This is a genomic window from Bradyrhizobium sp. HKCCYLRH2060 (assembly GCF_051168135.1).
Lineage (GTDB): Bacteria > Pseudomonadota > Alphaproteobacteria > Rhizobiales > Xanthobacteraceae > Bradyrhizobium.
The window spans coordinates 341,146-353,137 of record NZ_JBNPUK010000001.1 but is presented as its reverse complement, the minus strand read 5'-3'; the positions used below and the strand labels follow the sequence as shown (position 1 = coordinate 353,137).

Genomic DNA, 11,992 nt, shown 5'->3' with positions numbered 1-11,992 from the left:
TCATCGGGTCAGCCGCAGGAAGCGCACCACCAGCAGCGCGGCGTAGATCGTCGTGCCGATCGACAGGCCGATCCAGATTCCGACCGCGCCGAGCGCGGTGTGGAGGCCAAGCAGATAAGAGGCGGGGAAGCCGATCAGCCAATAGCCGAGCACGGCGAGCAGCAGCGGCACCCGCGTATCCTTGATGCCGCGCAGCGCGCCGACCGCGATGCTCTGCAATGCGTCCGTGATGAAGAACGTCGTGCCGACGAGCAGCAGCGTGGCGGCCAGCGCCGCTGTCGTTTCGGCATCGGAGATCCCGGAGCCGAGGAACAGCTGCACGATGTCATGGCGCGCAATGACGATGCCGAGCGTGAACAGCACTGCGAGTGAAAGGCCGAGCAACATCGCCATCAAGCCGGCGCGGCGAACGCCGGTCGCATCATCGCGCCCGGCGGCGTGGCCGACGCGCACGGTCGCGGCCATGCTGATCCCGAACGGCACCATGAACAGGATCGCAGTGATCTGCAGCGCGATCTGGTGCGCGGCGAGCGCGGCCGTGCTGATCAGTCCCATCAGGATCGCGGCCGCGGAGAACAGGCCGTATTCGAGCAGGAACGACAGCGAGATCGGCGCGCCGATGATGAGGAGCTGTCGCATCAGTCGCCAGTCGATACGGCCCAGTCGCGCGAGGACGTGGTAGTCGCGGAACGGCGGGCGGAACGCTGCGAACCACAGCCCGGCGAGGAACGTCCCCAGGTTGACGGTCGAGGTGGCGAGGCCGACGCCGGTCAGGCCCAGCCGCGGAAAACCCCAGTGGCCGTACAGCAGCGGATAGACCAGCAGCGCGTTGAGCGGGATCGCGGCCAGTGTGATCCAGAGCACCGGCTCGGGGCGGTTGACCGCGCCCATGAAGCTGCGCAGCGCCATGAACCACAGCATCGGCGCAATACCCCAGGCGAGGCCGCGCAGATAATCCTGCGCGGGACGCGCGACGTCGGGGGCCTGTCCGAGCGTGAGCAGGATGGCCTCGCCGTTCAGCGCGATCATCATGATCGGCAGCGCGATGAACAGGCCGGCCCATAGTCCAACGCGGAGCGCGCGCCGCACCAGCGCTGCATCCGCGGCTCCGAACGCCTGCGCGGCGAGCGGCGCCACCGCCGACATCAGGCCCATGCCGAAGGTCGAGCCGACGAAATACACCGTGCCCGCCAATGCGGCCGCCGCCACGGCATCGCCGCCGAGACGGCCGATGAAGGCGAGGTCGGTCGACATCATCGCGATCTGCGACAACTGCGTCAGCGCCATCGGTGCGGCGAGCCGGATCGTGTCCCAGAGCTCGAGCGCGAGGGGAGGCGTCGGCGCCGCCGTTGGCGGTGCGTGGTTGGTTCCGGCTGTGGAGGTCATGGTCGGGGCTATAGCAGGCCCTGCGGCGTCGTGCACATCACGGCGGGATGTTCGGTCGCAGCCGCGTGCGGCACGGAGGCGCAGCTCCACCTGGCCAAATGCGGACGGCTGCGTGAGGCGCATCGTCAATCGCATTGACGTGATCGCGTGCATGACTGACCGATCTCGCGGCGCTGACACGTCCGAGCTCTGCTTGATCGATGGCCCTCGGAAGCGAGAGGGCGCGGGGAATGCCGGGTGCTGGCCGCACCCATGGCCCGCCTGCGTAAAAAAATGCAGGCGGCAGGAACCACAGGTTCAGCCGAGACATCCCGGCATTCCCCGCGCGATGGTTGGAACGACTTATACGTATTCTCCCCGGGGACCGGGCTTTCTTGCCCCCGTCGTCAGCGGAATCGCCCGCCGGCTTGACCTCAGCGTCGGGAGGCCAGGACCATACGCTTTCGCCGTATGCGACCGCCCCTTCGTCCACGCGCCAGCCTCGAGTTGCTACCCAAGTGCGCGCTGAGAGCCGCCGCATCCACCGCATCCCCGCCCTCAACGTCCGTGACGATCGCGAAGCGCCCCTCTCATGAGGACGGGATGGCTACATTGTTTCTGATTCTTGGAATAATAGCAAGCAAAAAATTCGGAAAAACGGCAGCCGCGATATTGGCGGCTTGGGCACGGAGCGCCGGTGCGACAGCGAGCCGAAGACTCGCGTGTCATCATGCGGCTGCTGCGACCTGCCGGAGCATCGCCTTCACGACGAGCCGGTGAAACGGCTTGATCATGGCGAGATAGATGCGGCCGAGAGCATTGTGGGTCTCGACCAAGGTGGTCGCTGTCACTTGCGAGGTCGCGTGCTGAGAGGCCACGTCGACCAGGACGCGAAAGTCCAGATGCTTGTCGTCGAAGCCGAGCACGAGCCGGGCCGGCGTTTCGTCGACGACCGGAAAAATCCCGATCAGAGGACGTGGGTTGCTTGGGTCCGCGCCCGAGGTCTTCAGACCGAAGGGCCTGACCAGCAGGTTGCGGAGCTTCAGGAGCGCCGCTATCCACCAGGGCGTGTGACCGAGCATGCGCTCGGCCGCGGTGCGGGCAGCAACGGGCGGGCCGTTGATCGTGATGCGAAAGGCATCGGCGAACTCCGCGCCGGCCAGCCATCGGGTACCGTCGACGTTGGGAGTGATCTCGCTGATTGTCATGAGCGATGAGCCTCACATGTCAAGGTTGCTCGCGCGCCATGCGCGATGCGCAGCAGCATCGCACGCGCATGTCCGCGAAGCCAGTGCGCCGATGGCCTTGCGCCAGGGTCATTCAATTTCGTCATTGCGAGCTGCGCTCGCAATGACGGAGGAGAGATGTGCGTAGTAAACTACCGCCCGCGCTCCGGCACGCGGGTGATCTTCGCGCCCAGTGCGTTCAGGCGCTCGTCGATGCGTTCATAGCCGCGTTCGATCTGGTCGGCGTTGTCGATGTACGAGGTGCCTTCGGCGCAGAGTGCTGCCAGCAGCATGGCCATGCCGGCGCGGATGTCGGGGGAGACGACGCGGGCGCCGCGCAGGCGGCTGGGGCCGGCGACGATGGCGCGGTGCGGGTCGCACAGCACGATGCGCGCGCCCATCGAGATCAGCTTGTCGACGAAGAACATCCGCGACTCGAACATCTTCTCGAACATCAGGATCACGCCCTCGCATTGCGTGGCGGTGACGAGCGCGATCGACATCAGGTCGGCCGGGAAGGCCGGCCAGGGCTGGTCCTCCAGCTTCGGCACGTGGCCGCCGAAATCGTCCTTGATCCTGAGCGTCTGCTCCGAGGGCACGATGAGATCGTCGCCGGCGACCTCGCAGACGATGCCGAGCCGCTCGAAGCCCATGCGGATGGAGCGCAGATGCTCGGTACCGGCGCGCACGATGCGCAAGGGAGAGCGCGTCACCGCGGCGAGCCCGATCAGCGAGCCGACCTCGATGTGATCGGGCTGGATCGCGTAGGACGCCTGACCGAGCGTGCTGGCGCCATGGATCACCATCGTGTTGGTGCCGATGCCCTCGATGTTGGCGCCGAGCGCCACCAGGAAATGCGCGAGGTCCTGGACATGCGGCTCCGAGGCCGCGTTGCGCAGATAGGTCGTGCCGTGCGCAGCGACGGCGGCGACCAGCGCGTTCTCGGTGGCGGTGACGCTGGGCTCGTCGAGGAACACGTCGGCGCCTTTCAGGCCGGAGGCGCGCAGCTCGATCTTGTCGGTCGCGGTGACCGTGGCGCCGAGCTGCTCGAAGGCCAGGAAATGGGTGTCGAGCCGGCGCCGGCCGATGACGTCGCCGCCAGGCGGCGGCAGCGCCACTTCGCCGCAGCGGGCGAGCAGGGGTCCTGCCAGCAGGATCGAGGCGCGGATGCGAATGCACAGATCCGGATCGAGATCGGCGGCGCGGATGTCCTTGGCATGGATCGCGAGCCGGTTGCGGCCGCGCCATTCGGCGGAGGCACCGACCGAGCGGATCAGCTCGACCAGGGTCTCGGTGTCGCGGATGCGTGGCACGTTGTCGAGCGTGACCGGATGCTCGGTCAGCAGCGCGGCGGCGATGATCGGCAGCGCGGCGTTCTTGTTGCCGGACGGCTCGATCGCGCCTTTGAGCCGGTGACCGCCCTCGACGATGTATTGAATGGGCGCCATGCGGTGATGATCCGTTGTCGAAGCGTGTGGCCGCTGCCCTTGCCGGCTTCGCGACGGCGTTCGGGCACAGGGTGTCCAGCGGGATCAACCTGTTCCGCAATCCGGCGACCGCGAACCTGGTTCACGGGCCGCCGGGGTCCTCATGAGACCGACTCCTAACGCCAATTCCAAAACGGAATCAATGCCGGAAAATCGCGGCGGGCCACTTTGCCACGGCGGCGGGGCAGCGGCCGGGGAGCGCGCCGTGTTCTTGACGGCCGGTGTGGCGCGGCCGATGGTCGTTGGCTGCCGCGGCTGCGGCAGGGATGGAGAAACGCTGGAATGGCCGATGATCAAGCTGACGTCTGGACCTGCTCGGCGCAGCGACAGGCGCGCGCCAACATCCGCCGATATCTCGACTGGCTCGCTTCGCGCGGCCACAGCTTCTCCGGCTATCACGATCTCTGGCAGTGGTCGGTCGACGACGTCGCCGGGTTCTGGCGTTCGATCTGGGATTATTTCGAGGTCATGGCCGACGGCGAGATCGGCGAGGTCGTCTCGCGCGATCCGATGCCGCGGACGCGCTGGTTCACGGGGACGCGGCTGAACTTCGCCGAGCACGTGCTGCGCCACGAGTTGAGCGGCAGTCCCGATCGAGCGATGCTGCATCACGGCTCGGAGCTGCGTCCGCTGGCGGCCGCGAGCTGGGGCGAAATCGCAGGCCGCGTGCGGCGGCTCGCCACGTCGCTGCGCGAGATGGGAATCGGCAAGGGCGACCGGGTCGTCGCCTACATGCCGAACATTCCCGAAGCCGTCATCGCGATGCTCGCGACCACGGCGATCGGCGCGGTGTGGTCCTCGGCGGCACCGGAATTCGGCGCGCAGACGGTGATCGACCGATTTTCGCAGATCGCGCCGAAGCTCGTCTTCGCGGTCAACGGCTATCGTTACGGAGCGAAGGATTTCGACCGCATCGGCGATCTCGAGACGATCCTCGCGGCGCTGCCGAGCGCCGAGATGCTGGTCATGCTCGACTATCATCCGGCCGCGCGCAAGGCGCCGGAGTTTCGTGGCGGCATTCGGGCGTGGCCCGACCTGCTCGACGGTCCGGCGATCGCGCGCGACGCATTTCAGTTCGCACGCGTCGCATCGGATCATCCGCTCTGGGTGCTGTTCACCTCGGGAACGACCGGCCTGCCGAAGCCGATCGTGCACAATCACCACGGCATCGTGCTTGAGCACTACAAGTCGGCGGCGTTTCATTTCGAGATCGAGGCGGACGGCACGCTGTTCTTCTACTCGACGACAGGCTGGATGGTCTGGAACACGCTGATGTGGGGGCCGCTGATGAACGGCACCTCGGTGCTCTATGACGGCCATCCGAGCCATCCGGACGCGCGGCTGGTGTGGCGGCTCGTGGAAGCCGCCGGCGTGACCGTGCTCGGCATCAGCCCGAGCTACATCCAGCTGGTGCGGCAGCAGGGCGTCGTTCCGGGCCGCGAGTTCAATCTGGAGCAGCTGCAGTCGGTGATGCTGGTCGGATCGCCATCGACACCGGAGGTGTTTCGCTGGGTGCACGAGGCGGTCAAGCCCGAGGTCTGGGCCTCCTCGCAATCCGGCGGAACGGAGTTCTGTTCCGGTCTGCTGGCCGGCTCGCCGCTGCTGCCGACGCATGCTGGCGAGATCCAGGCTCCGGCGCTCGGCGTGGCCGCGGTCGCGTTCGACGATGCGGGGCGCGAGATCATCGACGAGGCCGGCGAACTCGTCGTGCGCGCGCCGATGCCTTCGATGCCGCTCTGCTTCTGGGGCGATGCCGATTTCGTCCGGTATACGGACAGCTATTTCGGCGTCTATCCGGGGGTCTGGCGCCATGGCGATCGTGTCCGCTTCAACGCGCGCGGCGGCTGCCACGTCTTGGGCCGTTCCGACGCCACGCTGAACCGTCATGGCGTGCGGATCGGCTCGGCGGAAATCTACCGGACGATGGAGGGGATTCCCGGTATCGTCGATAGTCTCGTCATCTGCATCGAGCAGCCGGACGGCGGCTTCTACATGCCGCTGTTCGTGCAACTCGCCCAGGGCATCGAGCTGACGGACGGGTTGCAGGACGAGATCCGCCGGCGGCTGCGCCACGAGCGCAGCCCGCGGCATGTCCCCGACGTCATCATCGGCGTGCCGGAAATCCCGATGACCCTGACCGGCAAGAAGATGGAGGTGCCGGTCCGTCGACTGCTGCTCGGCGACGCTCCGGACAAGGTCGCGAGCAAGGATGCCACCCGCAACCCGGCGGCGCTGGACTGGTTCACGCAGTTCGCGGCGGCACGGCGAGGCGGATGACAGGGGCGAGCGTCAGCCCGATGAGGACAGGCCGGACGGCTGGAGCGTCCCGGCATCTGGGCCTACACGTCGACGTTCGCCGACAGCGAGTTGTCCTGGATGAATTCGCGGCGCGGCTCGACGACGTCGCCCATCAGCTTGGTGAAGATGTCGTCGGCCTCGTCGACCTCCTTGACCCTGACCTGCAGCAGCGTGCGGGCCTCGGTGTCGAGCGTGGTTTCCCAGAGCTGTTCCGGGTTCATCTCGCCCAGACCTTTGTAGCGCTGCTGGGTGACGCCCTTGCGGCCGGCATCGATGACGGATTCGAACAGATCGACCGGGCCGTGGATCACCGTCTGGACGTCGCCGCGGCGCAAGGTGCCGGGCTTGGCATAGGCCTCCTGCAGGCGGGCCGCATAGTCGTCGAGCTTGCGGGCATCCGCCGAGGCGAGCAGCGCGTCGTCGATGACGGCGACGTCCTTGACGCCGCGCACGGTGCGTTCGAAGGTGAAGCCCTGGCCCTCGAGGAAGTGACCGATCCAGCCGCGCTCGACCTCGTCGGCCAGCACGTCGAGCCGTTTCGCGATGTACTCGGCCGCGGCGTCCGCGGTCGCCAGATCGCGGGTGATATCCGGCCGCAGCACGCCGGCGATCGCGGCCTGCTCGACGACCTTGCGATCGTAGCGGCTGTGCAGATTGCGCAGGATGTTGCGGACGATCCGCGCTTCCTCGACCAGCCCCAGCAGGTCGCGGCCCTTGCGCTCCTCGCCCTCGGCGGTCTTGAACACGCAGTCGTCGAGCCCGGTGCCGATCAGATAATCCTCCAGCGCGCGCTCGTCCTTCAGATACTGCTCGGACTTGCCGCGCATCACTTTGTAGAGCGGCGGCTGCGCGATGTAGAGATGGCCGCGGTCGATGATCTCGCGCATCTGCCGGTAGAAGAAGGTCAGCAGCAGCGTGCGGATGTGGGCGCCGTCGACGTCGGCGTCCGTCATCACGATGATCTTGTGATAGCGCAGCTTGTCGATCGAGAACTCGTCACTGATGCCGGTTCCGAGCGCGGTGATCAGCGTGCCGATCTGCTCGCTCGACAGCATCTTGTCGGGGCGCACGCGCTCGACATTGAGGATCTTGCCGCGCAGCGGCAGCACCGCCTGGAATTCGCGGTTGCGGCCCTGCTTGGCGCTGCCGCCGGCCGAGTCACCCTCGACGATGAACAGCTCGGACTTGGCCGGATCCTTCTCCTGGCAGTCGGCGAGCTTGCCGGGCAGCGAGGAGACGCTGAGCGGGCTCTTGCGGGTCAGCTCGCGCGCCTTGCGCGCGGCCTCGCGTGCCGCCGCGGCCTGGATCACCTTGCCGACGATGGTCTTGGCCTCGCCCGGATGCTCCTCGAACCAGGCGGCGAGCGCCTCGTTCAGAACGTTCTCGACCACGGGACGCACTTCCGAGGACACCAGCTTGTCCTTGGTCTGCGACGAGAACTTCGGATCTGGCACCTTCACGGAAAGAACGGCGGTAAGACCCTCGCGACAATCGTCGCCGGTCAGCGCGATCTTCTCCTTCTTCGCATTGGCCTCGGCATAGCCGTTGACCTGGCGCGTCAGCGCGCCGCGGAAGCCGGCGAGATGGGTGCCGCCGTCACGCTGCGGGATGTTGTTGGTGAAGCAAAGCACGTTCTCATGATAGCTGTCGTTCCACCACAGCGCAGCTTCCACGGTGATGCCGTTGACCTCCGAGCGCACCATGATCGGCGCCGGAACGATCGCCTTCTTGTTGCGGTCGAGATATTTGACGAACTCCTCGACGCCGCCGTCGTAATGCATCTCCTCGCGCTTCTCGACCGCGTGGCGCATGTCGGAGAGCACGATGTTGACGCCGGAATTGAGAAAGGCGAGCTCGCGCAGGCGATGCTCGAGCGTCGCATAGTCGTATTCGACGTTCTTGAAGGTCTCCGTCGAGGCCAGGAACGTCACCTCGGTGCCGCGCTTGCCCTTGGCCTCGCCGACCACCTTCAGCGGCGCAATCGCATCGCCATGGGCGAACTCGATGAGATGCTCCTTGTCGTCGCGCCAGACCCGCAGCAGCAGCTTGCTCGACAGCGCGTTGACGACGGAGACGCCGACGCCGTGCAGGCCGCCCGACACCTTGTAGGAGTTCTGGTCGAATTTTCCGCCTGCGTGCAGCTGGGTCATGATGACCTCGGCCGCGGACACGCCTTCGCCCTTGTGGATGTCGACCGGAATGCCGCGGCCGTCGTCGCGCACGGTGACCGAATTGTCCGGATTGAGGATCACCTCGACCGCGGTGGCGTGGCCGGCCAGCGCCTCGTCGATCGCGTTGTCGACGACCTCGTAGACCATATGGTGCAGGCCGGAACCGTCATCGGTGTCGCCGATATACATGCCCGGGCGCTTGCGCACCGCGTCCAGGCCCTTCAACACCCGGATCGATTCTGCGCCGTACTCGTTCGCGGTTGCAGGCTCGGTGTCGGCGATGGTTTGCCGGGCGGGTTCGGTCATGTGGGGCCTTCGGAAGGGTGGTCGAATCGGCATCGCAAACCGCATGCCGAGAGCGCTCTTTCTCTCACGAAAGAAGCCACGCGCCTAGCGCAAAGTGGCCCTTCGTAAGACATTGAAGAGATAGCGTTTTTTAACGGTTTTTCAAGGCCTGGCGAGGGTCGTTTTCGTCCCCTCCGAAAGCCGGATTCAGGCCATTCCCGCGGCTGGTTTTGAGGCGTGCGGCGGGGCTCTTTGGCCCGCGATCAGGGGCGAGTCCGGTATGACCCCGGGGGGATCCCGACCAACGGCCGAAGGCGTTACCGCCGCGCGCTGATCCGTCCGGCCTCGACGTCGAAGATCTCGCCGAGCTCGCGTAGTTCGGCAAACGCCGCGGGATCGGCGCCGGTCAGCCATACCTGGGCACCGAGCGTGCCGAGCTCGGCGAACAAAGCGGTGCGGCGGCCGGGATCGAGATGGGCGACGATCTCGTCGAGCAGCAGCATCGGCACGATGCCGGTGGTCTCGGCGACCAGCGTCGCATGCGCGAGGATGAGGCCGATCAGCAGCGCCTTCTGCTCGCCGGTCGACGCGTCGCGCGCCGGCATGTTCTTCGGCGCGTAGACGACATGGAGATCAGTGAGATGCGGCCCGTCGAGCGTGCGGCCAGCCGCGGCATCGCGCGCGCGATTGTCGCGCAGCATCGCGCGGTAGCGGTCCTCGACGGCAAGCGCCGGCTCGCTCAGCAGCGCATTCTCCATCCAGCCGTCGAGCGCGATCTCGGCGGATGGGAACGCCGAGGCTTGTCCGCGCTGGCGCAGCATCGCAGCGAGCTTCACCGCGGTCTGGCCGCGGCTCGCGGCGACGGCGACCGCGAGCTCCGCAGTCTCGCGCTCGATCGCGCCACACCAGTGGTCGTCGAAATTGCGCACCTCGAGCAGCCGGTTGCGCGAGCGCAACGAGCGCTCCAGCGCCGACACGCGGCTCGAATGCTCGCTGTCGATCGCGAGCACCAGGCGGTCGAAGAAGCGCCGCCGCTCCGAGGCCGCGCCCATGAACAAGCCGTCCATCGCAGGCGTCAGCCACACCATGCGGATGTGGTCGCCGAAGGCGGCTGCCGAGCCGACCGGTTCGCGATCGATGCGGCAGCGGCGCGTGGTGTTCGCATCGCTGCGCGGCGGCTCGATGCCGGTGCCGAAGGTCGTCAGCCCCAGCGCCCCCTCGACCTCCGCCGAGACCGCCCAGGAGCCGTCGCCCTGGTTGTCGGCGACATCCTCGAGTGTCGCGCGGCGCAGGCCGCGTCCCGGCGCGAAGAACGAGATCGCCTCCAGGCAATTGGTCTTGCCGGCGCCATTGGCGCCGACCAGCGCAACCATGTCCGCCTGCACGCTGACGCTGGCAGCGCGATAGCTGCGAAAATGCGTCAGCGCGAGGCGGTGGATGCGGGAGGGGGTCATGGGAAATCTAGGCCACACATTCGAAATCCCCTCTCCCCTTGCGGGAGAGGGTGCCGCCGAAGGCGGCGGGTGAGGGGTATCTCACGGCTCGCTCAGCTTCGTGAGGATGTCCTCTTGAACGGCGGTCGAATTGTACAGCACGTCGTTGTTCCAATAGCGAACGATGCGAAATCCTGCAGCTTTCAAGATCGCGTCTCGCTCGGTGTCTTTCTCGTTGTCAGCATGCTGGCTGCCATCGATCTCGATGATCAGGCGCTTTTCGAAGCAAACGAAATCGAGGATGAATTGCTCTACGGGCGCCTGACGACGGAATTTGTATTTCTCAAACCTGCGATCACGTAGCAGTCGCCACATGGCCGCTTCGGATTCGGTCGGCTGACGTCGCATCGTCTTGGCGAAGCCGCGGATGCGTGTGGATGTCGTCCGATGGCTCGGTGATCGTGGAGGCATACCCCTCACCCGCCTCGCTTCGCTCGGCACCCTCTCCCGCAAGGGGAGAGGGGATTTTCGTCGTGTGGCTCGTCCCAAGCGTTGCGTGCAGCGCGCCTCACACCCGCATGGGCATCAGCACGTACAACGCATTCCTGTTGTCGCGGTCCTGGATCAGGGTCGGCGAGCCGGGATCGGCAAGCCGGAGCACGGCGACCTCGCCCTCGATCTGGGCGGCGATGTCGAGCAGATAGCGCGAGTTGAAGCCGATATCGAGGGCATCCGCGGCGTACTCGACCTCGAGCTCTTCGGTCGCGCTGCCGGAATCCGGATTGGTCACCGACAGCACCAGCTTGCCGGGCGCCAGCGCCAGCTTCACGGCGCGGCCGCGCTCGGAGGAGATGGTGGAGACGCGGTCGACGGCGGCGGCGAAATCGGCCTTGTCGACGACCAGCTCCTTGTCGTTGTTCTGCGGAATGACGCGGCCGTAATCCGGGAAGGTGCCGTCGATCAGCTTCGAGGTCAGCACCACTTGGCCTAGCGTGAAGCGGATCTTGCCCTGCGACAGCTCGATCCTGATCTCGCTGTCATTGTCCTCGATCAGCCGCTGCACCTCGCCGACGGTCTTGCGCGGCACGATCACGCCCGGCATCTCGGCGGCGCCGGCCGGCTGCGGCAGGTCGACCTGGGCGAGGCGGTGGCCGTCGGTGGCGACGGCGCGCAGCGTCGGCTGCTTGGCGGTGCCGCCGGCATGCAGATAGATGCCGTTGAGGTAGTAGCGCGTCTCCTCGGTCGAGATCGCGAACTGCGTGCGGTCGATCAGGCTCTTGATGTCCTTGGCCGGAACCCCGAAGGCGTGCGTCATTTCGCCCGCGGCGAGATCCGGGAAATCGCTCTCCGGCAGCGTCTGCAGGGTGAACTTGGAGCGGCCGGCGCGGATCGCGAGCACCGCGCGCTCGCCGTCGCTCTCCAGCACGATCTGCGAGCCGTCCGGCAGCTTGCGCACGATGTCGTAGAACATGTGCGCCGGAACTGTGGTCGAGCCCGCGGTGGCGGTCTCGGCGGCCAGGGTTTCCGTCACTTCGAGATCGAGATCGGTTGCGCGCAGCGACAGCCGGGCGTTCTCGGCGCGGACCAGCACGTTACCCAGGATCGGGATGGTGTTGCGCCGCTCGACCACACGATGGACGTGGCCCAGCGACTTCAGGAGCTGCGCGCGTTCGACGGTCACCTTCATTGCACTTACCCGCCCGTTCCCAACTGATCTCGTCCTGGAA

At 66.6% G+C, this 11,992-nt stretch carries 8 protein-coding genes; 1 reads left to right on the top strand and 7 read right to left on the bottom strand.

Annotated elements, in window-relative coordinates:
* The 3 genes from ACQR10_RS01465 to murA all read right to left on the bottom strand — a co-directional run bounded on the left by ACQR10_RS01465 (position 1) and on the right by murA (position 4,039).
* The gene (locus ACQR10_RS01465) at positions 1–1,386 is read right to left on the bottom strand and encodes an MATE family efflux transporter (RefSeq protein ID WP_434848394.1); all 1,386 of its coding nucleotides are present in this window, start codon (positions 1,384–1,386) and stop codon (positions 1–3) included.
* 707 nt (positions 1,387–2,093) lie between these two features.
* Positions 2,094–2,573: a DUF2867 domain-containing protein gene (locus tag ACQR10_RS01460; RefSeq protein ID WP_315803894.1), complete on the bottom strand. Its 480-nt coding sequence runs from the start codon at positions 2,571–2,573 to the stop codon at positions 2,094–2,096.
* A 170-nt stretch (positions 2,574–2,743) separates the two neighbouring features.
* Positions 2,744–4,039: a UDP-N-acetylglucosamine 1-carboxyvinyltransferase gene (gene murA / locus ACQR10_RS01455; protein WP_315803893.1), complete on the bottom strand. Its 1,296-nt coding sequence runs from the start codon at positions 4,037–4,039 to the stop codon at positions 2,744–2,746.
* 321 nt (positions 4,040–4,360) lie between these two features.
* On the opposite strand from murA, the gene ACQR10_RS01450 reads away from it, so the two are divergent.
* Positions 4,361–6,355 (top strand): acetoacetate--CoA ligase, encoded by a 1,995-nt coding sequence (locus ACQR10_RS01450; RefSeq protein ID WP_434863675.1) that lies wholly within the window; start codon positions 4,361–4,363, stop codon positions 6,353–6,355.
* 62 nt (positions 6,356–6,417) lie between these two features.
* Here ACQR10_RS01450 and gyrB read toward each other — a convergent pair whose 3' ends face one another.
* From gyrB to dnaN, 4 genes are all read right to left on the bottom strand, one after another.
* Positions 6,418–8,853 (bottom strand): DNA topoisomerase (ATP-hydrolyzing) subunit B, encoded by a 2,436-nt coding sequence (gyrB, locus tag ACQR10_RS01445; RefSeq protein ID WP_315803891.1) that lies wholly within the window; start codon positions 8,851–8,853, stop codon positions 6,418–6,420.
* A 296-nt stretch (positions 8,854–9,149) separates the two neighbouring features.
* Entirely contained in the window at positions 9,150–10,286 is a 1,137-nt protein-coding gene (gene recF, locus ACQR10_RS01440; protein ID WP_315803890.1) for a DNA replication/repair protein RecF, read from the bottom strand.
* Between the two features lie 81 nt (positions 10,287–10,367).
* Entirely contained in the window at positions 10,368–10,736 is a 369-nt protein-coding gene (locus ACQR10_RS01435; RefSeq protein ID WP_316179097.1) for an endonuclease domain-containing protein, read from the bottom strand.
* A 97-nt stretch (positions 10,737–10,833) separates the two neighbouring features.
* Positions 10,834–11,952, bottom strand: a complete 1,119-nt coding sequence (gene dnaN, locus ACQR10_RS01430; RefSeq protein WP_315803888.1) for a DNA polymerase III subunit beta — start codon at positions 11,950–11,952, stop codon at positions 10,834–10,836.
* Positions 11,953–11,992 lie beyond the last annotated feature (40 nt).

What these genes read in the sequence shown, in the direction of transcription:
- recF (WP_315803890.1), bottom strand. Translation starts at nt 10,286, where the DNA reads ATGACCCCCTCCCGCATCCACCGCCTCGCGCTGACGCATTTTCGCAGC.
- ACQR10_RS01460 (WP_315803894.1), bottom strand. Translation starts at nt 2,573, where the DNA reads ATGACAATCAGCGAGATCACTCCCAACGTCGACGGTACCCGATGGCTG.
- gyrB (WP_315803891.1), bottom strand. Translation starts at nt 8,853, where the DNA reads ATGACCGAACCCGCCCGGCAAACCATCGCCGACACCGAGCCTGCAACC.
- dnaN (WP_315803888.1), bottom strand. Translation starts at nt 11,952, where the DNA reads ATGAAGGTGACCGTCGAACGCGCGCAGCTCCTGAAGTCGCTGGGCCAC.
- ACQR10_RS01465 (WP_434848394.1), bottom strand. Translation starts at nt 1,386, where the DNA reads ATGACCTCCACAGCCGGAACCAACCACGCACCGCCAACGGCGGCGCCG.
- murA (WP_315803893.1), bottom strand. Translation starts at nt 4,039, where the DNA reads ATGGCGCCCATTCAATACATCGTCGAGGGCGGTCACCGGCTCAAAGGC.
- ACQR10_RS01450 (WP_434863675.1), top strand. Translation starts at nt 4,361, where the DNA reads ATGGCCGATGATCAAGCTGACGTCTGGACCTGCTCGGCGCAGCGACAG.
- ACQR10_RS01435 (WP_316179097.1), bottom strand. Translation starts at nt 10,736, where the DNA reads ATGCCTCCACGATCACCGAGCCATCGGACGACATCCACACGCATCCGC.